The organism is Bacteroides sp. D55t1_190419_B8 (assembly GCF_015558905.1).
GTDB lineage: Bacteria > Bacteroidota > Bacteroidia > Bacteroidales > Bacteroidaceae > Bacteroides > Bacteroides vicugnae.
Genome location: NZ_JADMOU010000002.1, coordinates 360698 through 386838, shown reverse-complemented (window position 1 = coordinate 386838; position 26141 = coordinate 360698). Strand labels below are relative to the sequence as shown.

Here is a 26141-nt window from a genome sequence, read left to right as displayed (position 1 = left end):
AGAAACAATATGAAAAAGATATATTCATTATTATTCGTATCCCTCTTCCTATTTCTAGGATACTCTTGTGACGACGGAAGTCTGAGTCACAGTGATGTCTACATTCCTGATCCGGTAGAAGAAACCGATGAAGATGACGGATTCTCTGCCGAACCAACCACCGAGGCTGTCATCAAAATGCAGTTCGGGGATGGACATGAGCATCAGATTATTGATGGTTTCGGATGTGCTTTTGCCGAATGGTCACACCGCATCTGGAATAATATGATGCGTGAAGACGTAGTGGACGATCTGTTTGGCGAAAATGGTTTAAAACTGAACATATTCCGGGGAGAAGTATTTCCACACTATCAGAATCCTGTCACCAACGTTATCGACTTCGGCATTAACCGCACATTCAATCTGGCAGCCAATGATCCGTCTATGATTAATGATTACTGGAGAGACTTTAATGGTTCAGGATGCGGCGAACAGGTACAGTTGGGGCAAATGTGGTTAGTGGACATTCTCCAGAGGAAATACAAAAATGTAAAGTTCATGTTTTCCACATGGAGTCCTCCCGGAACGATGAAATCTAATGGTAAGCCTTCCGGCGGTAGTTTGAAATCCGGTTCGGAAGATGCATTCGCTGATTATCTGATAGACTTCATCAAAGCATATACAGAGAAATTCGGAATCAAGATTTATGCCATTTCACCATCCAATGAGCCGAACAGTAGCGGAACGGGTTGGAATGGATGTAGCTGGAGTTACACCAATCTTGCAAATTTCTGCCAAGATAATCTTCGCCCGGCTTTAGACAAGGCAGGTTATCAGGATATGAAAATTATCTTTGGAGAACACTCATGGTGGAAAGCGGGAGTCACCTTCCTTGAAAACGGTTTGAAGGCTCGCCCCGAATTAGCAAATTCTAATATCATTGCAGCTGCTCATGGATATACTTTAATCGGTAACACTGAATTCGTACAATCACCTCTCTGTGCAGAAAATAACATTCATATATGGAATACAGAGACCAGCTCTACAGACACATACGATCCATCCTGGAAAAATGCAATGCAATGGGCCACTACTTTCCACAATTATCTGGCTGTTTCCAATCTGAATGCATTTGTATGGTGGGCAGGCGCACGTCCTTGTACCAATAATGAAGCACTTATCAGACTGGAAGAGGCACTACCCGGAACAAATTATGAAAGAGCCGCCCGCTATTATAGTTATGGACAGTTCACCAAGTTCATTCCGGAGGGAAGCCGTCGCGTAGACGTAAAAACGATTGCTCCTGAAAATGGTGAAGAAGTTTTCCCTAAAGAACTGTTAATGACAGCTTATGTTAAAGACGACACTTATACGATCGTATTAGTGAATAACTCTACAAGCAAAGCTTTCGAAACTAAACTGGAGATTGAGGGAAAAGAATTCCAGACAATGATTTCATATACGTCAGACGAGGGTGTAAAATGGCAGCGTAAGAAAGTAAACCCGTCTCTTAGCGGATTGCGCGCCATCACTGTTCCCAAATTTAGCGTTGTAACCATCACCGGTAAAATGAAAGACATTGGAGCTGAATAATCATCCTAAATAAACAATGAATATCATGAAAAGAAATCTATTATATTTAGCAGGATTCCTGCTTGCAGCCGCTACTATTTTCTCTGGCTGTAACGATGAAGATCCCTCCTATCACAATCTCGTGACAGATACACAGGAGCTGATAATTAATTTTGATGAAGCACCACAAGGAATGATTCAGATGCTTCAGGGAAATGGCAACTACAAGATAGTCAGTTCTAATGAAGAAGTGGCCACTGCCGTTGCCGAAGGAAATATGATTAAAGTGACAGCCTTGAAAGCGGGCATCACTAATCTGACAATCACCGACTGGGCACAAATGAGTACCAATGTAAAAGTTATAGTAGATCAGTTAAGTGAGCTAGTTCTGGCTGTTTCATCCACTAAAATGTATCTGGGTGAAAATAAAGTGATTAACATACATACAGGAAATAGAGGATACAAAGTGACAGTCGATAAAGAATCCATAGCCAAAGCTACGGTGGATGAAGAGGGACATATCCAAGTGGAATCCCTGGCACCGGGCATTGCGACCGTAACAGTTACCGACAGACTGAATAAGACTGCTGAACTTTCTGTGAAAGTAGTCAAACAACTAGTGCTCGACAACAGTGAAGAAATTGCTTATCTGACTATTGGTGAACCTCTGATTCTCAAGATTCTGGACGGTAACGGAGAATATACCTGTGTCAATAATGGCTCTGCCACTTATCTGAAATGTACAATGGCGGAGAATGGAACGGATGTCGTAGTCGAAGGTCTTAAAAGATACCGTTTCAACAAGACGATAACTATCAGTGACCAGGAAGGGGAATCAATCAGCATCAATGTGGTATATATCGACGACCCTTATCTGACAAACCCGTCTTATCGCTACTTTATAGCCGGTTCTGCTTCTTACCAAAGCCTATCTACCTCAGCAGTAGGCACAGTAACTCACGCAGCAGAGTTCAACATGTCCGAACTGGTTATAAAAGGAACAGGAACGTATGCCAGCGGTTTTGCCATCCAATTTACAGGAGACTTGACAGTGGGCGATAAGAGCAACGCTGTACTGTATAAGGTGACAAGAAATGCAATAGATAAAAGTGTGAAATATCCGGCAGAAAATTGCCGTATCGATAAAGTTGAAAACGACTGGTATTGGGTTAGTTTTACGGAACCGAACTGTACAGCTCGTTCGTATTTTATAACTAAACAATAATTTGTAAACTTGACGCATGTATTTTAAAAGTACCCCCATACTTTTGAAGTGACAAACATAAAAAGAGACTGTTCTTGCAACACAGTATATCCCTTGTATCTGTCTGTATTGTGGTCAGTCTCTTTTTATTAATTTTGAATAGATATGAATAGATATGATAACAGATTACGTGTTCTTATGGAAGAATACGAAACGCTCATCTCACGTGAAAATGAAAAGATACTGCCAGGCAATGGAATATTCGAACGCTATAAATATCCCATATTAACGGCTGCCCATACTCCACTGGAATGGAGATACGACTTCAACCCCGAGACAAATCCATATTTTATGGAACGCTTCGGCATTAATGCCGTATTTAATGCAGGAGCAATCAAGTTCAATGAGAAATATCTTGTAATGGGACGGGTAGAGGGGTATGATCGCAAATCATTCTTTGCCATTGCCGAAAGCCCTAACGGTATTGATCGTTTCCACTTCTGGGAGTATCCGGTTCAACTCCCGGATTTATATCCCGAAGAAACGAATGTATATGATATGCGCTTGACAGCCCATGAGGACGGCTGGATTTATGGAATTTTCTGCAGCGAAAGTCTTGATCCCAACGCTGCGCCGGGTGATCTGTCTTCTGCCGTAGCCAAAGCGGGTATCATACGTACCAAAGATTTAAAGAACTGGGAACGTCTCCCTAATTTGATTTCCCAAAGTCAGCAGCGCAATGTCGTACTGCATCCGGAATTTGTAAATGGCAAATATGCTTTATATACCCGTCCGCAGGATAACTTTATCAACGCCGGTAACGGCGGAGGTATCGGCTGGGCACTGATAGACGACATCACCCATGCAGAAATAAAAGAAGAAACCATTATAAACCACCGTCATTATCACACCATCAAAGAGGTGAAAAACGGTGAAGGGCCTCATCCCATCAAAACTTCCCAAGGATGGTTGCACCTGGCTCACGGAGTCCGTGCATGCGCCGCCGGTCTGCGCTATGTGCTCTATCTGTACATGACTTCTTTGGAAGATCCGACAAAGATCATTGCCGAACCGGGTGGTTTCTTACTGGCACCCATGGGAGAAGAAAGGATAGGAGATGTATCCAATGTACTTTTCTCTAATGGATGGATTGCTGATGAAAATGGAACAGTGTATATCTATTATGCCTCTTCCGATACTCGTATGCATGTGGCAACTTCTACAATCGACAGACTGATAGACTATTGCTTCCACACACCTGCGGACGGTTTCCGTTCCGCTGCTTCTGTGAAGAACATTTGTAAGTCCGTAGAAGCCAACAAACTGATCTTGGCAGAACAGTTTCATTTTTAAGGTATTCAGGCACAAAGCGCAAAACTGCCGGTTTTTCGGTGAAAAACCGGCAGTTTTGCATTCTCCTCTTTATATAGAACTACTTCCACCCGCATCTCCGCATCTATCACTGAATATGTCAATACAAAAAGAAAACTCAGGTGATATCAACATAGTATCAGAATGAGTTAAAATAATATTTGTTTCGTTATCGCTTTCCACCTACCTTTGTCACAAAGATCATAACATATAAATCGATTCAAACCTATAGTATGAAATTACACACTACCGACCTTCTCATCATTTGCGTTTATCTGATCGCTATGATTGCCATCGGACTTATTCTAAAAAAACGGGCTGCCCAAAATATGAACTCCTATTTTCTAGGAGGGAAATCACTGCCTTTCTATATGCTCGGACTGTCCAATGCTTCCGGAATGTTCGACATCACAGGCACGATGCTAATGGTATATTGGGCATTCGCTTACGGATTCAAGAGCCTTTGGATTCCCTGGTTATGGCCGGTATTCAATCAGATATTTCTAATGATATATCTATCGGTGTGGCTCCGCCGTTCCAATGTACTTACCGGAGCGGAATGGATCAAGACACGTTTCGGAAAAGGTAAAGGGTCTACTCTTTCACATACGATTGTTATCATCTTCGCACTATTGAGTGTCTTAGGTTTTCTAAGTTACGGTTTCATAGGTATTGGCAAGTTTATGGAGATATTCATCCCCTGGGAAGTAGTATCTCCTTACATTCCTTTCAATGTTCCGGCAGAATACGTCCCCCACGTATATGGTATCTTCTTTACCGCTATTGCCACATTCTACGTAATGCTCGGAGGTATGTTGAGTATTGTATGGACAGATGTGGTGCAATTCCTGATTATGACAGTAGCAGGTATCGTGATCGTTATTATCGGAATGCAAATGGTAGCACCGGATATGATTCACTCCTTCGTTCCCGCCGGATGGGATTCCCCTTTCTTCGGATGGACACTGGACATTGACTGGAGCAGCCGAATGAACCTCCTGACGGAACGCATGGCAAATGAACCATATAGCCTGATTAGTATCTTCGTCATGATGGCTTTACTCAAAGGAATATTTATGAGTATGGCAGGACCTGCACCCAACTATGATATGCAGAAAATTCTATCCTGCAAATCCCCTAAAGAAGCGGCTATGATGAGCGGCTCCGTATCGGTCGTACTGTTAATTCCCCGCTACCTGATGATTATGGGATTTGCCTTGTTGGCTATCTACTTCTTTAAGGAAGATGGCGGCCTGACACAAATGGAAGTGACACGGACCGATTTTGAGACCATTCTCCCCCACCTAATCACACGTTACGTACCGGCAGGACTGGCAGGTTTGCTATTAGCCGGACTACTGGCGGCTTTCATGTCAACCTTTGCATCCACAGTCAATGCCGCACCGGCCTATATCGTGAATGATATTTATTTGAAATATATCAATCCGAAAGCAAGTGTGAAAACACAGATACGCAGCAGCTATATCATTTCTGTTGCAGTGGTAGTTGTCAGCACTATCATCGGATTCTTCCTGAAAGACATCAATGAAATATTCCAATGGATTGTAGGCGCACTCTTCGGAGGATACATCGCAGCCAATGTATTGAAATGGCATTGGTGGCGCTTCAATGGCGAAGGTTACTTCTGGGGAATGACTGCCGGAGTCATAGCAGCCATTGTCATGAAGTTTACAGTTCCCGACGCATGGGTGCTCTACTTCTTCCCGGTACTGTTCGGTGTCTCTCTGATAGGATGTATTGCCGGAACGTACAGTGCACCTCCGACAGACGAAGAAACATTAATCAGTTTCTACACCCGTGTACGTCCATGGGGATGGTGGAAACCGATTGAAGAAAAAGCATTAGCCCGATCCCCCCATATACAGCCCAACAAGAACTTCAAAAGAGATGCATTCAACGTGGTTATCGGTATTATCTGGCAATGCAGCCTCACGATCATTCCGATGTATCTCGTTGTCCGCGAACAACTGGGGTTATGGAGTTCTATCGCGTTACTTCTGGTTACGACACTGATACTAAGAAAAACCTGGTATAAACCCTTGTGTAAAGAAGAAGTAAGGTATAATGAAGAAATGAAACAACTAAAATAAGGAAAAAAGATTATTAGCTTAACACACTAAAAGACAGAGAACCGATCATGAAAAAACTATCCGTCATACTATTGTCATTGATACTATGCCTCCCACTATGCGCTCAATTTAAAGGGACAGTCTATATCGACAGCAACCAATCGGGCATATTGGATAAAAGCGATAAGCCGCTGATGGGAGTCATGGTAACAGATGGATTGAATGTGGTAAAAACAGATAAAAAAGGTCGGTTCTCTTTACCCGGATTCGCAAAAACAAGATTTATCACTATTACCACCCCTGCCGGATTCAAAACGCAACAATTCTATTTGCCTACCCAGGAAAACAGAAAAACCTATGACTTCCTGCTGACAGAAAGTGAACGGACTCAATCCAAAGAGCACTCTTTCATCCAAATCACTGATACTGAAGCTACCGGAGGACTGGGAAGATGGGTGACAGATTTGAAAAATTACATCAACAGCGAAAAGCCCGCCTTTCTGATTCACACCGGAGATATTTGTTACGAACCGGGCTTGCAAATGCACAACCGGATAGTAAATTCACAAACCATGAACTGCCCTGTTTACTACTGCATAGGGAATCATGACCTTGTAAAAGGCAACTACGGCGAGGAACTTTATGAATCAATCTACGGCCCGACCTGGTATTCATTTGATATCGGCAATATCCATTACGTGGTCACCCCCATCGACCACGGCGACAACCCGACCGATTACACTCTGAAAGATGTATATAACTGGCTGAAAAATGACCTCTCCTCCATGAAGAAAGGCCAAGCCCTGATTATTTTCAATCACGACCTATTTACTCCCAATGATACTTTCGTATTCAAAGCAGACAATCAGCACGTGCTCGACTTCCGTCCATTCAATGCCAAAGCCCAAATATACGGGCACATGCACTACAACTATGTGCGCAATCAAAACGGAATCTATACCATTTGTACCAGCACACTGGACAAAGGTGGTATTGACCACTCCCCCTCCTCTTTCCGCGACATTAAAGTAGACGCAAACGACAACATCACCACACAGCTACGATATGCTTTCGTCGCCCCGCAAACCACCATTGTTTTTCCAATGAAACAACAAAAAGTGGGAACCAACACTGACGGACAACTTTCCATTTCTGTAAATGCATACAATTCGCAAGCAAAGACCCAACAAATCTCATATATATTGACCACTCCGGAAAGTAACGAAGAAGTAGTACGAGGCACTCTCACACCGCTCACCGACTGGAATTGGACTGCTAATATTTCAATCCCCTCCGATAAAAACGGGAAAGAACTGAAACTGACAATCACCTCCTCTTTCAATGACGGAAAGAAAGCGACAGACTCCTGTTCTTTCATTTATGAGAATGGTTTCAAACCGTCCATCATTCCCGGTGAGAACTGGAATACCTTACTCCAAAATGCCGCCCATACCGGAGGAATCAATCATTCCAACCTCCATCTCCCTCTGCAACTGGCTTGGACCGCCAATGCCGGAAGCAACATTTTTATGACTTCCCCCCTCATTGCGGACGGCCAAGTATTTACAGCTACCACAGACGATAATGTTTCACTAAACACCTATATATGCGCATTCGACCTCAACTCCGGGAATCCCGTATGGAAATACCGGACAGAAAACTCAATAAAAAATACCATTGCTTACGAAGATGGAATTATTGTAGCACAGGATGCCGCCTGCCATCTATATGCCATTGATGCAAAAACAGGTCAGCTGCTATGGAAACAACGAATCAACTTGGACAGCTATCCATATCTCACCGAGGGACTGACAACAGATAACGGAGTAGTCTATGCCGGAATCGGTGTAGGTCTATCTGCCTATGACCTGAAAACCGGACGTACTCTATGGACCAACAAAGACTGGCGGCAACGTGAAGGCTCCACCACCACATTAACCATTGCCGATGGCGTACTTATCAGTGGAACTCAATGGGGAGGACTATACGGCAACGACATCCACACAGGAAAACAACTTTGGAAACTCTCGGACAACGGACTCGGCAATCGTGGCGCGTCTCCGGTTTACAAAGATGGCAAATTATGGATTATCTCCTCCAAAAGCCTGTTTACCATCGATCCTAAAACCGGAGCAGTACTTCAACAAAAAGATTTATCAATCAATCTGGATGCCACCTCTACCCCTCTGGTCACTGAAAATGAGATCATTTTCGGAACCGTAGAACGCGGAGTGATGGCACTGGACAAATCAACCCTTTTCAACAAATGGAAAGCTGAAACATTACCGTCTCTGGTGTACACTGCACCTTACTCCACCACACCGCAAGCCGGAGTAGAAACCAGTCCCGTCGCTTCGCAAGGAACCGTGTTTATCGGAGCTTCCGATGGCTACCTTTACGCCATCGACCAGTCAACCGGTATCATAAAAGAAAAACTAAATCTTGGAGCACCCATATTCTCAACAGTTGCCGTATCCGGAAATTGTATGATTGTTTGCGATTATTCCGGCAATGTGCATTGTTTTACCCTCGCGCAGTTTTTGCCACCCTACGCGTTGTAATTTAAAGATTATCACGTATCTTTGCCTCCTCAAATCATAAATACGAGATATGGCTATTACAATCAAGAAAGTCTCCACAAAGAGAGAGCTTAAGAAATTTATCCGTTTCAATTACAGAATGTACAAGGATAATCCTTACTCTGTGCCTGATCTTTATGACGATATGCTCAACACCTTCAACAAGAAGAAGAACGCAGCATTCGAATTCTGTGAAGCAGATTATTTCCTCGCATATCGGGACGATAAAATAGTAGGACGTGTAGCTGCAATCATCAACAATCAGGCGAACGCAAAGTGGGAATGTAAGAACGTTCGTTTCGGATGGATAGACTTTATCGACGACCCCGAAGTGTCATCCGCACTTATCAAAGCAGTAGAAGACTGGGGAAAAGAACGAGGCATGACTCACATTGCCGGTCCTCTCGGATTTACCGATTTCGATGCTGAAGGAATGCTGATTGAAGGATTCGACCAGCTTAGCACCATGGCCACTATCTACAACTACCCCTACTATCCTGTACACATGGAAAAGCTAGGTTTCGAGAAAGACGCCGACTGGGTGGAATACAAAATCTACATACCGGACGCCATTCCCGACAAGCACAAACGTATCTCCGAACTGATCCAACGAAAATACAACCTCAAAATAAAGAAATACACCTCCGGAAGAAAAATAGCCAAAGACTACGGACAGAAGATTTTCGAACTGATGAACGAAGCATACAGCCCACTTTACGGCTATTCTCCATTGACACAGCGACAAATCGACCAGTACGTAAAAATGTACCTCCCAATCCTTGATTTACGGATGGTTACCCTGATCACCGATGCCAATGACGAGCTGGTTTGTGTAGGTATCTCCATGCCATCCCTTGCCGAGGCACTACAAAAATCACACGGGCGTCTGTTACCGCTCGGATGGTTCTATCTGCTAAAAGCACTATTTATGAAACGCCGTGCCAAAATGCTTGATCTGCTACTTGTTGCAGTGAAACCGGAATACCAAAATAAAGGTGTTAATGCTTTGTTATTTTCCGATTTAATTCCAGTTTATCAAAAATTAGGTTTTATCTTTGCGGAAAGCAACCCCGAACTGGAGCTGAACGGAAAAGTTCAGGCACAATGGGATTACTTTGAGACTCAACAACATAAGCGCCGCCGTGCGTTCATCAAAGAGATAAAATAAAAACAGCTATGGAAGAGAACGAATTGATACCTGTAGACAACAACAATGCAGTAGAGTACACTGACGACAACATCCGCCACCTGAGCGACATGGAACATGTGCGCACACGCCCCGGTATGTATATCGGAAGGCTGGGCGACGGTGCACATGCCGAAGACGGAATCTATGTCCTCCTGAAAGAAGTAATTGACAACAGTATTGACGAGTTCAAAATGCAAGCCGGTAAGAAAATCGAGATTACCGTTGAAGAAAACCTTCGTGTCAGCGTACGCGACTACGGACGGGGCATCCCGCAAGGAAAACTCATCGAAGCAGTCAGCATGCTGAATACCGGTGGTAAATACGACAGTAAAGCATTTAAGAAAAGTGTCGGACTGAATGGTGTCGGTGTGAAAGCCGTCAATGCTCTAAGCTCCCATTTCGAGGTACGCAGTTACCGCGATGGCAAAGTACGTATCGCCACTTTCTCAAAAGGTAACCTGCTGACCGATGAGACGCAGAACACCGAAGAAGAAAACGGAACTTATATCTTCTTCGAACCGGATAATACACTATTCCTGAATTACAGCTTCAAGCCCGAATTTATTGAAACAATGCTACGTAATTACACGTACCTTAATACAGGGCTTGCCATTATTTATAACGGACACCGCATCTTGTCACGCAATGGTCTGGTAGACCTTTTGAACGACAACATGACGGCAACCGGACTTTACCCGATCATCCATCTGAAAGGGGAAGACATCGAAATCGCTTTCACACATACAGGGCAGTACGGAGAAGAATATTATTCTTTTGTCAACGGTCAGCATACTACCCAGGGTGGTACGCATCAAAGTGCCTTCAAAGAACACATTGCCCGCACCATCAAAGAGTTCTTCAACAAGAACATGGATTATACCGATATCCGTAACGGACTGGTTGCCGCCATTGCCGTCAATGTGGAAGAACCGATTTTTGAAAGCCAGACCAAGACTAAACTAGGGTCTACCAATATGGTTCCCGGTGGCGTGACGGTCAACAAATATGTAGGCGACTTTATCAAACTTGAAGTAGATAATTTCCTGCACAAGAATGCGGATATAGCGGAAGCCATCCAACAGAAGATACAGGAATCCGAAAAAGAACGTAAAGCCATTGCAGGTGTAACGAAACTTGCTCGTGAGCGCGCAAAGAAGGCGAACCTGCATAACCGTAAATTACGCGACTGCCGCATCCACCTCAACGACCCGAAAGGAAAAGGACTGGAAGAAGACTCCTGCATCTTTATCACCGAGGGAGACTCTGCAAGCGGTTCCATCACCAAGAGTCGTGACGTAAATACTCAAGCAGTATTCAGCCTGCGTGGTAAACCGTTGAATTCTTTCGGACTGACGAAAAAGGTGGTTTACGAGAACGAGGAATTCAACCTGCTTCAAGCAGCCCTGAATATAGAAGATGGTATTGAAGGACTACGCTACAACAAAGTGATCGTAGCAACCGATGCCGATGTGGACGGTATGCACATCCGCTTGCTGCTGATTACGTTCTTCCTGCAATTCTTCCCCGACCTCATCAAGAAAGGACATGTATATATCCTGCAAACCCCTTTATTCCGTGTACGTAACAAGAAAAAGACAAGTTACTGCTATAGCGAAGAAGAACGTATCAATGCCATCAACGAATTAGGACCGAATCCGGAGATCACCCGATTTAAAGGTTTGGGAGAAATCTCACCGGACGAGTTCAAACATTTCATCGGCAAGGATATGCGTCTGGAACAGGTGACACTGCGCAAAACGGATGCAGTAAAAGAACTACTCGAATTCTACATGGGTAAAAATACTATGGAACGGCAGAACTTTATTATAGATAATCTGGTTATAGAAGAAGACTTGGCATCATGAGAAAAGCAATATTCCCGGGTACTTTCGACCCTTTCACCATCGGACATTATTCGGTAGTGGAGCGTGCACTTACCTTTATGGACGAAATCGTGATAGGAATCGGTATCAATGAGAACAAGAATACCTACTTCCCCATTGAGAAAAGGGAGGAAATGATTCGGGAACTTTATAAAGACGAACCTCGCATCACAGTGATGTCCTACGACTGTCTGACAATTGATTTTGCGCAGGAAGTAGGGGCCAGGTTCATTGTCCGCGGTATCCGTACGGTAAAGGATTTCGAATATGAAGAGACCATTGCGGACATTAACCGTAAACTGGCGGGGATTGAAACCATCCTGCTCTTCACAGAACCGGAACTGACTTGCGTCAGCTCTACGATTGTACGCGAGTTATTAACCTATAATAAAGATATCAGCCAGTTTATTCCCAAAGGAATGAAAATGAGTGAATGACACTCGTTAGGGAATAGGAGGTGAGTCAGAAAAGATGATGAAGAAACTAACGATTATACTATCCGTTTGCTTGTGGGCAGTTGCCGCACAAGCCCAGAACTTCGGTTCCGAAGCCATGCGAAAGCTACAAATGGCAGAGTTTGCAATCTCCAATTTCTATGTGGACAAAGTAGATGAAGACAAGTTGGTAGAAGAAGCCATCATCAAGATGCTGGCACAACTTGATCCGCACTCTACTTATTCGGATGCAGAGGAAGTGAAGAAGATGAACGAACCACTTCAAGGTAACTTCGAGGGTATCGGAGTGCAATTCCAGATGATAGAAGACACCCTGTTGGTGGTGCAGCCTGTCAGCAACGGCCCTTCCGAGAAAGTCGGTATCCTTGCCGGTGACCGTATCATTGCCGTGAATGACAGCGCTATTGCCGGAGTGAAAATGAGTACGGAAGATATTATGAAGCGTCTTCGTGGCCCGAAAGGTTCGAAAGTCAATCTGACAATCGTTCGTCGTGGCGTGCAAGACCCTTTATTGTTTACAGTGAAAAGAGATAAGATACCTATCCTTAGCCTCGACGCCTCTTATATGATTCAACCTAAAACGGGTTATATCCGCATCAACCGCTTCGGAGCGACAACTGCTGAAGAGTTCAAGAAAGCAATGAAGGACCTCCAGAAGCAAGGTATGAAGGATATGATTCTTGACCTGCAAGGAAACGGAGGCGGTTATCTCAATGCAGCCATTGACCTTGCTAACGAATTCCTGGGACAAAAGGAACTGATTGTATATACCGAAGGCCGGACTGCCAAGCGTAGTGATTTCTATGCAAAAGGTAACGGGGACTTCCGTAATGGTCGCCTCATCATATTGGTAGACGAGTATACAGCTTCCGCCAGCGAAATTGTCAGCGGTGCGGTACAGGATTGGGACAGAGGAATTATTGTAGGCCGCCGTTCTTTCGGTAAAGGCTTGGTGCAACGTCCTATCGACTTACCGGACGGTTCCATGATTCGTTTAACCATCGCCCGTTACTATACTCCATCGGGACGCTCGATCCAAAAACCATACGACAGCACTGTCGATTACAATAAAGACCTGATAGAGCGCTTCAACCACGGTGAGCTTATGAATGCCGACAGCATCCATTTCCCAGATTCACTGAAAGCGCAGACAAAGAAACTAGGACGTACTGTGTATGGCGGAGGTGGCATTATGCCTGATTATTTCGTGCCCATCGACACTACATTGTATACGGATTATCACCGGAACCTGGTAGCTAAAGGAGTGGTTATCAAATTTACCATGAAATTTATCGAGGGACACCGGAAAGAATTAGCTAACAAGTATAAGAAGTTCGAATCATTCAACGAGAAGTTTGTCATTGATGACGATATGCTGGCTACTTTACGGGAAATGGGTGAGAAAGAGGGTGTGAAGTTCAATGAAGAACAATATCAGAAATCGCTCCCACTTATCAAAACGCAACTCAAAGCACTGATCGCCCGCGACCTTTGGGATATGAACGAATATTTCCGGGTAATGAATACAACGAATGAAAGTATACAAAAGGCTTTGGAAATACTGAATTCGGACGAGTATCAGAAGAAACTGAAATAAACTGCAAAAATAATTCGGATAAACCGTACCTGATCACTCCCCTTTGTTGTAGTATAAGTAAAATTACAAAAACAGAAGTAGTATGCGACAGTTTAATTTTACTTGGACAACAATCGGCTGGTTACTGATTGGATACGGTTTATCTTTTATTCCCTCCCACGCACAAGCACAGGCAGTCATCAAGAAGTTCTCATTGGAACTGAAGAATGAAAGCTTGCCCGAAGCACTGAAACAGATAGAAAAGAAAGGGGGAAAAAGTATTCTCTTCACTTACAACGGCACCGAAAGTTATCGCGTGACAGCCAGTATTCACGAAAAGACAGAATGCGAAGCCATAGACATCGTGTTGAAAGGCAAACCTTTCGTTTCCGTCGAACGGGAAGAGTATTTCGTCGTACAACGAAAGAAATCAAACAAAGCTATAACCGTACAAGGCAAAGTCTATGACGAGAAAGGAACTCCCCTAGCATTCGTCAATATACTTGCGCTTGCTGCCGATTCCAGTTTCCTGGCCGGGAGCGTGACAGAAGAGGACGGTTCTTTCCGTCTGCCTGCCATAGCCGGGGAAGATTGCCTGTTGAAAGCAACCTATATAGGTTACTGTCCGCAAATTATTCCCTGCCGGCAACAAAACATCCTCCGGTTACAACCCGATACGAAACTGCTGAAAGAGATAGTGGTAACCGCCGGACGCCCATTGATAGAAAGGAAAGACGGAACATTAACCGCCAATATAGCCGGAACTCCCCTTTCACTCATGGGATCGGCAAGCGAAATGATTTCACATCTCCCTTTTGTCACAGGTACGGACGGAGAATACACCGTATTGGGTAGGGGCACTCCCGAAATCTATATCAACGGACGCAAAGTCAGGGATAACACAGAACTGAACCGCCTGCAAGCCAACGAAATACTTTCTGCAGAAATCATCACCACTCCGGGGGTGCAATATGGCTCTTCCGTAGGTGCCGTTATCCGTCTCCACACCATTCGCAAACGGGGACAAGGCATGAGCGGCAGTTTCTATACCGATTACTCGCAAGGACATGTACCGATCGGCAACGAAGGCATATCCTTGAACTACCGTACCGGCGGACTGGATATTTTCGTAAAAGGGGACTTTGCCGAAATCAACAATCACCTAACAAGCATCCACAGTCAGGACATTTACGCTTCGTCCGACTGGAACCAATCAACGGAGAACAAAAGCAAACAAACCTATCGCACCTTCAACGGCGAACTGGGATTCAACTACGAAATCGACGAGGATCAGTCATTCGGTATGCGCTATATGCCCGGTACGAACATAGGTAATGCGCATACTACCAATGAAGGGACAACCCTCATTCTGCAAGACGGCAAAGAAGTAGACCACCTGTATGCTCGCCAGCAGACAGATGCGCATACCGGCTGGTGGCAGGCAGCCAACGGATACTACAACGCCACGTTCGGCAAATGCAACATCGACTTCAACGCCGACTATCTGTATGGCCGGGACCGCATCCGTCAATACGCCGAAAACAACGGAACCGAAGACGCCACTTCGAGCAATCGCGTACGCAACCACCTCTATGCCGCCAAACTCCTGATCACCACCCCACTCCGGAAAGGCAAACTCAGTTTCGGAACAGAAGAGACATTCACCAACCGCCACGACATATTTCTCCAAAGCGGCTTCTCCGCCGATGCCGACGACCGCATCAAACAAACTATGTTTTCCGGCTTCATCGACTACAACCTGCCATTGGGAAAGTTCAATATCTTAGCCGGACTGCGCTATGAATTTCAACAAACAGATTACTACGAGAAAGGGATTCACCAGGACGGCCAAAGCCCCACCTATCGCGACTGGATACCGGTAGTCAGCATCAAATACACTTCCGGCAACTGGTTTTTCGCCCTTTCCCACCGCACTCTGAAATACAGTCCCAGCTACGATATGCTCACCAGTGCCGTCACGTATCAAAACAAGTACTCTTACCGGAGCGGAGACCCGTTTCTCGTCCCCCAGATACATCGTGCAACTTTCTTCGACGCCGGATGGAAATGGATTAATTTCAGTATTTACTACGACCATTCCTGGAATATGTACACCAGCTACACCCGCCCGTATGACGACATCAATCATCCCGGTGTATTGCTGTTCGGCATGGCAAGCATTCCGCATTCCAACCGCTATGGAAGCAGCATCGTCCTTTCACCAAAATTCGGCATCTGGCAACCTCAACTGACCACCGGCATCAATTGGTTTGACTCCCACGGTACTTCCATAGGCATCACCCAGCACTGGAATGAGCCACGGTTCTATTTCAGTCTCGACAACAGTTTCAACTTCCCTAAAGGCTGGTTCTTCAATATCAAAGGAGTACTGTCGCCCGGAGCCAAACAAAGTTACGCCATTTGGAAAACCGAAGGAAGAGTAGATGCCCAACTGACCAAATCGTTCCTGAAAGACCAGTCGCTAAAAGTATCGGTAACCGCCAAAGACATCTTTCACACCGGCTACAGATACTTCACCATCTATGGCGACCGGACATTCAGCTCCAACCGCGATTATTCAGACCAGCAGCGTTTCGGCATCCGGCTGAGTTATCAGTTCAACGCGGCGAAAAGCAAATATAAAGGAACCGGAGCCGGAGAGAGTGAAAAATCACGTCTGTAGACTCTCTTTTTAAAGAGAAGTGTGTACTTTTGCAGTATCAACCCCCTAAAAGAGCATGTTCCTGTTTCATAAAGACCATACAAAGAAAGAAGTTTTCGAGCAGATGTTTGTGGAAATGTATCCGCGAATGGTACGTTATGCCTCACAATTGACGGGAGATAAAGAAGAAGCACGGGATATAGTGAGCGAAGTGATGGAACAGGCCTGGACACATTTTGAGCAGTTGGATAAGAACGACCGGGGCGGATGGATTTATACCGCAGTCCGCAACGCCTGTCTCAACCGCCTGAAACACCTTCAAGTGGAGCATGATAATGCGAGAGCAATCTACGAAGCGACACTAGCTGATGTGGAGAGCAACTATCAGGAGCACGAAGCGTTATTGCAAAAGGCGGAAGTGATAGCCCGAAGTTTGCCTGATCCTACCTGCACTATCTTACGGCTGTGTTACTACGAGCATCTCACCTATCGGGAAGTTGCCGAACAACTTGGCATCAGTCCCGATACAGTGAAAAAGCATATATCCAAAGCACTGCGTACATTACGCGAAGTCATGAACGATGAAAATCATGAACGATCAAGGAAGGAGAACAGATAATGGAAGAAAAGAAAAAGTATACTCCCAAAGAGGAATCCCCCGATTACGGACTAACGGGAGATGACTGCCGCCCTTTTTCAGAGGATGCCGGGATACGTCGTTTGCAAAATGCCTTTGGCGAAGCGTTAGGCGATTTGCCCCTACCGGAAGAGACACGGGAAGCATGGACAGCTTTCTCGCAACGACAGGAGCAGAAGAAACGACAAGCATATCGCCGCATATGGCTTTCCGGTGGCATGGCAGCAGCTATTGCCCTGCTCTTAATATTGTGGTCACCCTGGAATAAATCAGACAGTACAGCATCGGATATCAAAATATTTGCCGCCCTCAATGTTCCCGAGCAGGTCACAACACAAGAAAAAAACGGCAGAATAATCGTTTCCACCCCGCCAACGACTATCATTAATCTGACATTAGAAGACGGAACCCACGTGCTGTTAAGTGCAAACAGTCGTTTGGAATACCCCAAAGAGTTTACTCCGCAAAACAAGCGGATAGTAAACCTCACCGGAGAAGCACGCTTTGAAGTGGCAAAAGACAGTCTTCGTCCTTTCATCGTTTCCACCGGAGATATACAGACACAGGTATTGGGGACAGTATTTGATGTAAATGCCTATCCTTGTAATACGCCCACTGTCACATTATATAGAGGACGGGTGCAAGTAGCAAAAACCGACTCTTCGCACCGGAAGGAAATATCACCAGGTCAATCCGCCACATTAGAAACAAATGGTGATATCGTTGTATCAAAGGCTACGCAGACCGAAAAAGAAGGATGGACGGATAATGAGTTTTATTTCGACAACACGAAGATGATGCAAGTATTACAGAGTTTAGGGACTTGGTATAATATCAGCGTCATCTGCCACTCACCCAACCTCTTACAGAAACGGATTCATTTTCGTTTTAGCCGGAATGTTTCGGTAGAAAGTCTGTTGGACGCACTGAACGATTTAGGAATTGCACATTTTCAGTACAAGAATGAGGAGATAATGGTCTATTAAAACCCTAACTTAATTCCCTTAAAAGCAATACGCCTTTAAAGCATTATAAACGTACACTCACTTTTACTAAGGAGTAAAAGTAGTACGACATATCAATGTGAACAAACCACACGAACAATTTAAACTAGTAGTAATACTTTGCTTTCTACCTTTTATAGTTTACCAAGACATCATCTTTCAAATTGGTGGACATATATACTTATCGTAGTGGACATATAGATACACGATGGTGAGTATATATATCCACCACGCTGTATCTATATGTCCACTAAACACTGTGTATTAACCTGTTAACTTTATCGTTGGGTATACTCGAATGTCACCGTACCGCGAATATCAGAAGAAGAGGCGGCAATGTATGCCTTAAACTTACCAGGTTCTGCCACCCAAGTATGCTGTTTATCATCAAAGAATTGCAATGCTTCCGGTTTGATCGTAAACTTCACTTCTTTTTCTTCATTTGGAAGAAGCCGTACTTTCCGGAAGTCTTTCAACTCCTTCACCGGGCGAAGAACACTACACTCTTCGTCGCCAACATATAACTGAACGATCTCTTTCCCTGCTATTTTCCCTGTATTCCTAATTCTTACAGTAAGATCAATACTGCCATCAGCATTCATTGTTTTAGCCGATACCACAGGCTTACTATATTCGAAAGTGGTATAACTCATGCCATAGCCAAAAGGAAAGAGCGACCGAATCTTCTTCGTATCATACCAACGATAACCAACCAAAATATCTTCTTTATATTCCTGACGGATACTATCACCCGGGTAACTAATCTCACCGAAGAAGTGTGCCGGACAATCTTCCAGTTTCACCGGATAAGAAAAAGGTAACTTACCGCTGGGATTCACATCTCCGCTCAACACATCAGCCAGTGCCTCTCCGCCGACAGAGCCTAAATACCACGACTGAATAATAGAGGGTATCTCCTTCACCCAAGGCATTTCCACCGCATTTCCACTAATAATTACTGCTACCAGATTCTTATTTACTTTCAACAGAGCTTCTATCAAATCATTCTGTCCAAAAGGAAGTCCATACGACAAACGGTCACCACCCTCACAATCCTGAAAATGATTCTTATTCAGTCCTCCGACAAAGATCACCAAGTCCGCATTCATCGCTTTTTCTACCGCGTCATTACGTAAAGAATCTACTGTTGTCTGTGGAATAACATCTGCCCGGCCATACATCGGGCGACCGCTTGTATAGCCTTGTGCATAAACCACATCCTCACCAAACTTCGCTTTTATACCATCTAATGGTGAAACCACCCTCTGAACTTTCAACTCCGAAGAGCCGCCGCCTAACATCAAATTACGGGTAGCATTATCTCCCACAACCAAAATACGTTTATATTTTCCCTGGGGGACGGGTAATAATGCAGGTTGTTTCTTACCTGTCCCATTTTTCAACAAGACAATGCCCTCTGTTGCAACCTCATAAGCTGTACGATAGTGCTCTTCGCTGGTCAGTGCACCGAACGGTTTCCGACGATTCATCGCTGTACGGAAAATCAGACGTAACACACGTGCGGCCTTATCGTTCACTACCTCCATCGAAATCTTACCTTCGCGAACCATTTTCAGATAAGACTTACCCAAATAATAATCATCAAAACCGAATTCCGATTCCGAAGTCAAACCATTGGTATAAGATCCCATTTCAATGTCCAATCCGTACATGGCAGCTTCATAAGTATCATGTGCAGCTCCCCAGTCCGTGATAACGCATCCGTCGAAATTCCATTCCCCCTTCAATATATCATTATTCAGCAATTTGTGATGGGCAGCATGAGTTCCACGCACTTTATTATAAGCTCCCATAACAGACCACGTTTTACCTCTTTCTACAGCAGCCTTGAAAGCAGGCAGATATATTTCATACAATGCACGGTCGCTTAGTTGCACATCGATATGTCCCCGCCATAATTCCTGATTGTTCAGTGCGTAATGTTTTACGCAGGCGGCTACTCCATTCTTCTGCACTCCCTGAATATAATGCACGCAAAGCTCCGAGGCTAAATAAGGGTCTTCCCCCATATATTCAAAGTTACGCCCGTTGAGCGGGGTACGATAGATATTCACCCCCGGTCCCAACAAAACATCCTTTTCACGATAACGGGCTTCTTCACCGATGGCCTGTCCATATTTCTCTGCCAATAGCGGATTCCAGCTAGCTGCCAGACAGGTCAGTGCAGGAAAAGCAGTGCAACTATCGTTCGTCCATCCGGCATATCCCCAATCATTCCAGTTAATTTCGGCACGCACGCCATGAGGACCGTCACTCATCCAGAGTTCAGGAATACCCAAACGGGGACAACCAGGGGAGCTAAACTTCCCTTGTGCATAACTAAGACGAGTTTTCTCCTCCACAGTCATACGGTTCAGCGCATCCTGTACCCTGACCTCTATCGGTTGTGTATCATCCAGATACACCGGTTTTTGTTTCTTGTCTTGAGCAATCACCACCATACCTGTCTGAACAGACAGGAAACATATAGTCAATAAAAATATCTTCATTATTCCCATAATCATTTACAGTTTACAATCTTTTGCCGAGATCTTCACCACGGCTTGCCGAAGCCCTTCCGAAGTAGCTGTCAACTCCGTTTTTCCCGGTTTCCCGTCATTCTGAATGACAACAAGGCATTTTCCATAAAATGCTTTCCTCTTTTTATCCTTAAAGCGTTCCAACGATATCGGGTTTCCATTATCCACTCCTGCGATGAAACCATTACCTTTCACAGTGAAATTCACCAAATTATCTGCATTCGGACAAAGATTCCCTTCTTCATCCAGCACCTCTACAGTGACGAAACACAAATCTTTTCCATCAGCAGCCAGAACTGAACGATCAGGAGTCAGGCGAATTTCTGCAGGCTTTCCGGCTGTACGAATTTCCTTTTCCGCTACCACTTCATCCTTTCTGCGTGCAACAACCTTCACCGTTCCCGGTTCAAACTTTACACGCCAAACAACATGCAGGTTATCAGCATCTTTACATTTCACTCCCTGCGACTTTCCATTCATAAACAATTCCACTTCATCCGCCTGATTATAGTAGCACCACATATCGATCTCCTGCCCCGGAGTCCAGTTCCAATGCGGGAAAAGATGCAACACTTGCTTATCTGTCCATTCCGACTGATATAGATAGTAGACATCTTTTGGGAAACCTGCCAGATCGACAATACCAAAGAATGAACTACGTGCAGGCCATCCGTAAGGAGTCGGTTCTCCGATGTAATCGAATCCTGTCCATACATATTGCCCGCTGATAAAGTCGTTGTCTCTGACTAACTTCAGACTTTCTTCATGAGTGTTTCCCCAAGGCACATGACAGTTCTCATAAGATGAACAGGCAAAAGTAGAATCAGCAAAGGGTTTATCCCAACGCTCAGGCCAGATAAACATCCGGTCACTGGGCATACGGTAGTATCCACGTGTCATTAATGCCGAATTACTTTCAGTAATGATAAAGGGCTTGTCCGGAAAATTAGCCGGAACATGAGGAATATCTTTATTATGATAATTATAGCCAATCACATCCAGTGCACCGGAACGGAATAAATGATTGCCGGAATTCGGTTCATTGCATCCGGCAGTGACAGGACGGGTAGAATCAAGCCCTTTCACAAAGCTTACCAATTTCTTCGTCAGCAAAGAGTTGACACTCTCCTCTCCTTCTTTTGCCAACATTTCAGAAGAATGTCCAAAATTCAGGATCAAATTGGCCTCTTCCAGACTCAATGTATCCGCTTTAGCATCACTCCATTGTTCGAGGACTTCATTACCGATACTCCACATAAAGACAGAAGGATGATTGCGGTCACGCAAAATAAAGTCATTCAAATCGCGCTCGTGCCATTCATTGAAGTAACGGGCATAATCATGTGCTGTTTTTTTCTTCCGCCACATATCAAAAGCCTCATCCATCACGATAAATCCCATACGATCACAGAGATCAAGCAGTTCGGGTGCGGGAGGATTATGGGAACAACGTATGCCATTGCATCCCATTTCTTTCAGAATCTGCAATTGCCGTTCAATGGCACGTGTGTTGACAGCTGCCCCCAGACAGCCCAGATCATGGTGCATACATACCCCGTTAATCTTGGTTTGCCTACCGTTCAATGTAAATCCTTTCCGGGCATCAAAACTAAATGTACGGATACCGACAGGAGTCGTATACCTATCCATACATTCCTCGTTTCGCATCACTTTGGTAACCAATGTATACAAATAAGGAGTATCAATATCCCACAACTCCGGTTGTTTTACAGTCAATTGCTGGGCGAAAACAGCTTCTCTGCCAGTTTCCGTTTTTCCGGCCGACCGCGTTCCAGCAACTTCTCTGCCTTCAGCATCCTGCAAGGATGAGCAGACCGTGATATTTTCATTTGTATCACTTTCATTCACAATAGTAGTAACAAGATTCAGTACAGCCTCTCCCTTGTCAACCGATGATGTCGTGACATACGTTCCCCAATCGGCTACGTGTATCGGACCAGTCTTGCTTAGCCATACATTCCGGTAAATGCCACAACCTGAATACCAGCGTGAATTAGGTTGCTCCGCATTGTCCACCCGAACAGCCAGCACATTGGGTTCATCCCATTTCAGATAAGGGGTCAGATCATAACTGAAACTGATATATCCATAAGGACGTACTCCTAACGAAACACCGTTAATGAATACTTCCGAATTCATATATATTCCGTCAAACTCAATGCGGAAGATCTTTCCTATATCTGCTTTGTCTACACTAAAAGTTTTGCGATACCATCCAACTCCACCCGGAAGCGCCCCTCCCCCTGTGCCGGAAGGATTTTCACAGCTAAAGTCTCCCTCAATCGCCCAATCATGAGGCAGATTCAATACCCGCCAGTCATTGTCGGCAAAACCGGGTTGTGCAGCTTGTAATCCGTCTCCCAAGTGGAAACGCCAATCCGCATTAAAGTCAGACCGCTCGCGTGGAGAAATGGGGGAAGAACTGTTACATGCTCCCAACAGCATCAGACAGCTCCCCAATATCAAATATTTCAATTTACCAATCATCATCGGATTATATCATCCAGCCTACAGTTTCAATGTCTGCTTGCTGCCATTATATTTCACAGTCACCCCTTTCGCATTCAAATCAAACGGTTGGGCTTTCTCCTTATTGACCGTAACCACAGTGAAGGTGCGTTCCTTCAGCATACCCGGAAATTCTCCCTGACGTTCACCAATCACTAAGGTCTTGGTAGCCTCATCATACTTCATCGGTATCATGGCATACATCCCTTGTTCATAGTTATAATTCACGCCCTCATCTTCGTACAAAGTAAATGCTCCATCCGCTCCCTGATAAATATACAAACGAATATGATCCGCCGGTCTTTCATCCGTATACTGAATATCATCACCTAACGGTACGATAGCTCCCGCACGCACATACAACGGAATCCGTTCATAAGGCGCATCTATCATTTTCTTTTCTCCACCGGACTGAAACTTGCCGGAATAAAAATCATACCAACCTTCTGCTTGGGGGAAATAGATTTCACGGCTCCGATCACCATAGCGATAAACCGGCGATACCATAAACGAAGGGCCGAACATATACTGGTCACCAATATCATTTACTTGGGTATCCGCTGTAAAATCCATGACTAATGGACGCATGATTGTATAATCATTAAACCAGGTCATGCCTGCCAACGAATAAATATACGGCATCATATTGTAGCGCAGTTTGGTATAATAAACAACCGATTGGTAGGCCGGATGTCCTTCCGGTGCAATCTCCCATATTTCACGGAACGGGTATTGTCCATGTGCACGATACAGAGGAACGAATGCACCGAATTGATACCAACGGGCATTTAATTCACGCCATTCTTTATAATCGGCATTTTCCGTCTTTGTCGCATTCCATTGCTTCTGTCCCGCCACATAACGGTTCTCTACACAAAAGCCGCCAATATCCATTGTCCAGTAAGGTATTCCACTCATGGCGAAATTAAGTCCGGCAGAAATCTGTGCCTTCATATCCTCCCAACGTGTACCGATATCTCCGCTCCATGTAGCTGTAGAATAACGCTGTAACCCGGCAAATCCCGAACGGGTCAATAAGAACACACGTTTATTATTATCCACTCCGCGCTGACCGTCATAAATGGCTTCTGCATTCATCAGTGCATAAGCATTGAAAAATTCCGTAGAGGAACCCAACGCCGTAGGTCCGCACAAAGCCTTCCGATATTCCAAGTCGGTACAGTCACGTACATTCGGTTCGCTGGCATCCATCCACCAGGCATCGATACCCAACGGATAATAGTGCTCATACATCTGCTTCCAAAACAGTTTACGTGCATCCGGATCATAAGCGTCATAAAAACCATAATGGTAACCGGGGCCTACCCAATCTTTCAAGCTATCCCTGACAGACTGCTGATACATCCACCCATTCTTGTCGAACTCCTTGAAATGTTCGGTAGTAACATAGAACTTAGGCCACACCGAAATCATCATACGCCCATGCATAGCATGAATGGAATCGACCATTGCTTTGGGATCCGGAAAGCGTACCTTATCAAACTCATGACTTCCCCAGGCATTTTCCGGCCAGTGATTCCAATCCAGTACGATATTATCCACCGGGATTTTACGATCACGGAAACCTTTCAGTGCGCCTAACATTTCATCTTGTGTATTATACTTCTCCCGGCTTTGCCAGAAACCCATTGCCCATTTCGGCATAACAGGCGACTTTCCGGTCAGAGTCCGATAGCCACTGATTACTTCATCCATATCCTCACCAACCACAAAATAATAATCAAGCTGCTTTGCCATCTCACTCCACCATGACTGTTTTCCCTGTTCTGCCGGATCTACAGGAGTCAATGCCCGCAGCCCACAATAAGACTGCCCGCCATCAGGCTGCCATTCAATTTTCAACGGCACACGCTTCCCTGCTTCCAGATGAACAGCAAACTTATAGCTATTAGGATTCCATGCAGTCCGCCAACGTTCCGGCACCACCGGTTCATTATTCAAATAGACCTTGACATATCCGGCGTAATAAAGAATAAACTTAAATTCTCCTGTTTGAGCAGGTTCTATTTCGCCTTCATAAGTGACCTTAGCCCCCATTAACGGCAATTTCTCCGGAAGATTCTGAATCGTTTTCAGATTCTCAAAATAAATAGAGTCTTCCCGGCGAACCAACGTCTCTCCTTTTTTCGGCACATAAGTACCGGTAAGCGCACCTTCCCGACCTGTCTTATCATAAAGCTTAAAGACCCGGTTCAATTGGGAGTAGTCATTCGGATTACCGAAACGGCACAATGAATAGCTATCCAGCAGTACACCATAATTCTTATTTGAAACAACGAATGGAACAGAGACTTTCGTATTGTATTGGAACAGTTCTTCGTTCTTACCCTTATAATTAAATTCATCCGCCTGATGCTGCCCCAATCCGTAGAACGCTTCATCTTCAGGAGATTCAAAAACCTGACAGATCGTATATCCCTTTGTTCCTTCTACTTCGATTGGAGTAAACTTCTTTCCTCCTCCCTTGTTTTCCTGCAGGATTAACTTTCCGTCTTTATCCACAAACCACACCTCTCCGGTACTGGCCAGTACGGATGCTTTCACTTCTTTTGTAGACACTGTAATCGTATCGCCATTCTGCATGACGGCAAATGAGATTTGTTTCTCCTGCGGAACAACAATCAAACTTTGCGGATCGGCAAACTTGCTGTCGGCAGTAGCAGAAACACGGATTAACTTATCTCCCATCACTTGCAGACGAACCAGTCGGGGACCTCCTGTTACTTCCTGTTGTACTTTAACTATCACGCTATCGCCTGTCTCCTCATAGACCTTATTGGCACATGCTCCGAAAAGAAGTCCCGGCAACAGACAACAGAAAATGTTTTTCATATTCATAATCATACCTAC

General features: G+C 44.7%; 15 protein-coding genes. 12 read left to right on the top strand and 3 right to left on the bottom strand.

All coding sequences use genetic code 11. The annotated features are described in order from the left end of the window. Nucleotides 1-9: 9 nt before the first annotated feature. The 12 genes from I2I13_RS03625 (at nt 10) to I2I13_RS03570 (ending at nt 18183) form a co-directional block, all read left to right on the top strand. Entirely contained in the window at nt 10-1572 is a 1563-nt protein-coding gene (locus tag I2I13_RS03625) for a glycoside hydrolase (protein ID WP_148366820.1), read from the top strand. Nucleotides 1573-1597: 25 nt separating this feature from the next. Continuing rightward, on the top strand, nt 1598-2776 hold the full coding sequence (locus I2I13_RS03620) for a hypothetical protein (protein WP_229128557.1): 1179 nt from the start codon (nt 1598-1600) through the stop codon (nt 2774-2776). Between the two features lie 144 nt (nt 2777-2920). Next, the gene (locus I2I13_RS03615; protein WP_148366822.1) at nt 2921-4108 is read left to right on the top strand and encodes a glycosidase; all 1188 of its coding nucleotides are present in this window, start codon (nt 2921-2923) and stop codon (nt 4106-4108) included. A 251-nt stretch (nt 4109-4359) separates the two neighbouring features. Next, the gene (locus tag I2I13_RS03610; protein WP_195648797.1) at nt 4360-6237 is read left to right on the top strand and encodes a sodium:solute symporter family protein; all 1878 of its coding nucleotides are present in this window, start codon (nt 4360-4362) and stop codon (nt 6235-6237) included. 47 nt (nt 6238-6284) lie between these two features. Further along, nucleotides 6285-8777 carry a PQQ-binding-like beta-propeller repeat protein gene (locus I2I13_RS03605; protein WP_195648796.1) on the top strand — a complete coding sequence of 831 codons (2493 nt, stop codon included), beginning with the start codon at nt 6285-6287 and terminating at the stop codon, nt 8775-8777. A 49-nt stretch (nt 8778-8826) separates the two neighbouring features. Then, a complete protein-coding gene (locus I2I13_RS03600; protein WP_148366825.1) occupies nt 8827-9963 on the top strand; it encodes a GNAT family N-acetyltransferase in 1137 nt (378 codons plus the stop codon). An 8-nt stretch (nt 9964-9971) separates the two neighbouring features. Next, a complete protein-coding gene (locus I2I13_RS03595; RefSeq protein WP_148366826.1) occupies nt 9972-11849 on the top strand; it encodes a DNA topoisomerase IV subunit B in 1878 nt (625 codons plus the stop codon). Then, the gene (gene coaD / locus I2I13_RS03590; RefSeq protein ID WP_148366827.1) at nt 11846-12304 is read left to right on the top strand and encodes a pantetheine-phosphate adenylyltransferase; all 459 of its coding nucleotides are present in this window, start codon (nt 11846-11848) and stop codon (nt 12302-12304) included. The genes I2I13_RS03595 and coaD overlap by 4 nt, the downstream gene beginning before the upstream one ends. 37 nt (nt 12305-12341) lie before the next feature. Then, a complete protein-coding gene (locus tag I2I13_RS03585; protein ID WP_148366897.1) occupies nt 12342-13919 on the top strand; it encodes a S41 family peptidase in 1578 nt (525 codons plus the stop codon). An 82-nt stretch (nt 13920-14001) separates the two neighbouring features. Then, a complete protein-coding gene (locus tag I2I13_RS03580) occupies nt 14002-16581 on the top strand; it encodes an outer membrane beta-barrel family protein (RefSeq protein ID WP_195648795.1) in 2580 nt (859 codons plus the stop codon). 55 nt (nt 16582-16636) lie between these two features. Beyond that, a complete protein-coding gene (locus tag I2I13_RS03575) occupies nt 16637-17179 on the top strand; it encodes an RNA polymerase sigma-70 factor (RefSeq protein ID WP_195648794.1) in 543 nt (180 codons plus the stop codon). Beyond that, nucleotides 17179-18183: a FecR family protein gene (locus I2I13_RS03570; RefSeq protein WP_195648793.1), complete on the top strand. Its 1005-nt coding sequence runs from the start codon at nt 17179-17181 to the stop codon at nt 18181-18183. Before I2I13_RS03575 ends, I2I13_RS03570 begins: the two co-directional genes overlap by 1 nt. 296 nt (nt 18184-18479) lie before the next feature. Here I2I13_RS03570 and I2I13_RS03565 read toward each other — a convergent pair whose 3' ends face one another. From I2I13_RS03565 to I2I13_RS03555, 3 genes are read right to left on the bottom strand one after another with little or no spacing between them, the layout of a single operon-like run. Beyond that, nucleotides 18480-20711 (bottom strand): glycoside hydrolase family 3 C-terminal domain-containing protein, encoded by a 2232-nt coding sequence (locus tag I2I13_RS03565; protein WP_195648814.1) that lies wholly within the window; start codon nt 20709-20711, stop codon nt 18480-18482. Between the two features lie 15 nt (nt 20712-20726). Continuing rightward, nucleotides 20727-23252, bottom strand: coding sequence for a glycoside hydrolase family 2 TIM barrel-domain containing protein (locus tag I2I13_RS03560; RefSeq protein WP_195648792.1), 2526 nt, complete (start codon nt 23250-23252; stop codon nt 20727-20729). An 18-nt stretch (nt 23253-23270) separates the two neighbouring features. Continuing rightward, nucleotides 23271-26135 carry an alpha-xylosidase BoGH31A gene (locus tag I2I13_RS03555; protein WP_195648791.1) on the bottom strand — a complete coding sequence of 955 codons (2865 nt, stop codon included), beginning with the start codon at nt 26133-26135 and terminating at the stop codon, nt 23271-23273. Nucleotides 26136-26141 lie beyond the last annotated feature (6 nt).

Coding starts and splice junctions, on each gene's coding strand:
- coaD (WP_148366827.1), top strand. CDS start 11,846: ATGAGAAAAGCAATATTCCCGGGTACTTTCGACCCTTTCACCATCGGA.
- I2I13_RS03565 (WP_195648814.1), bottom strand. CDS start 20,711: ATGAAGATATTTTTATTGACTATATGTTTCCTGTCTGTTCAGACAGGT.
- I2I13_RS03585 (WP_148366897.1), top strand. CDS start 12,342: ATGAAGAAACTAACGATTATACTATCCGTTTGCTTGTGGGCAGTTGCC.
- I2I13_RS03580 (WP_195648795.1), top strand. CDS start 14,002: ATGCGACAGTTTAATTTTACTTGGACAACAATCGGCTGGTTACTGATT.
- I2I13_RS03600 (WP_148366825.1), top strand. CDS start 8,827: ATGGCTATTACAATCAAGAAAGTCTCCACAAAGAGAGAGCTTAAGAAA.
- I2I13_RS03555 (WP_195648791.1), bottom strand. CDS start 26,135: ATGATTATGAATATGAAAAACATTTTCTGTTGTCTGTTGCCGGGACTT.
- I2I13_RS03595 (WP_148366826.1), top strand. CDS start 9,972: ATGGAAGAGAACGAATTGATACCTGTAGACAACAACAATGCAGTAGAG.
- I2I13_RS03615 (WP_148366822.1), top strand. CDS start 2,921: ATGAATAGATATGATAACAGATTACGTGTTCTTATGGAAGAATACGAA.
- I2I13_RS03575 (WP_195648794.1), top strand. CDS start 16,637: ATGTTCCTGTTTCATAAAGACCATACAAAGAAAGAAGTTTTCGAGCAG.
- I2I13_RS03620 (WP_229128557.1), top strand. CDS start 1,598: ATGAAAAGAAATCTATTATATTTAGCAGGATTCCTGCTTGCAGCCGCT.
- I2I13_RS03625 (WP_148366820.1), top strand. CDS start 10: ATGAAAAAGATATATTCATTATTATTCGTATCCCTCTTCCTATTTCTA.
- I2I13_RS03610 (WP_195648797.1), top strand. CDS start 4,360: ATGAAATTACACACTACCGACCTTCTCATCATTTGCGTTTATCTGATC.
- I2I13_RS03570 (WP_195648793.1), top strand. CDS start 17,179: ATGGAAGAAAAGAAAAAGTATACTCCCAAAGAGGAATCCCCCGATTAC.
- I2I13_RS03560 (WP_195648792.1), bottom strand. CDS start 23,252: ATGATGATTGGTAAATTGAAATATTTGATATTGGGGAGCTGTCTGATG.
- I2I13_RS03605 (WP_195648796.1), top strand. CDS start 6,285: ATGAAAAAACTATCCGTCATACTATTGTCATTGATACTATGCCTCCCA.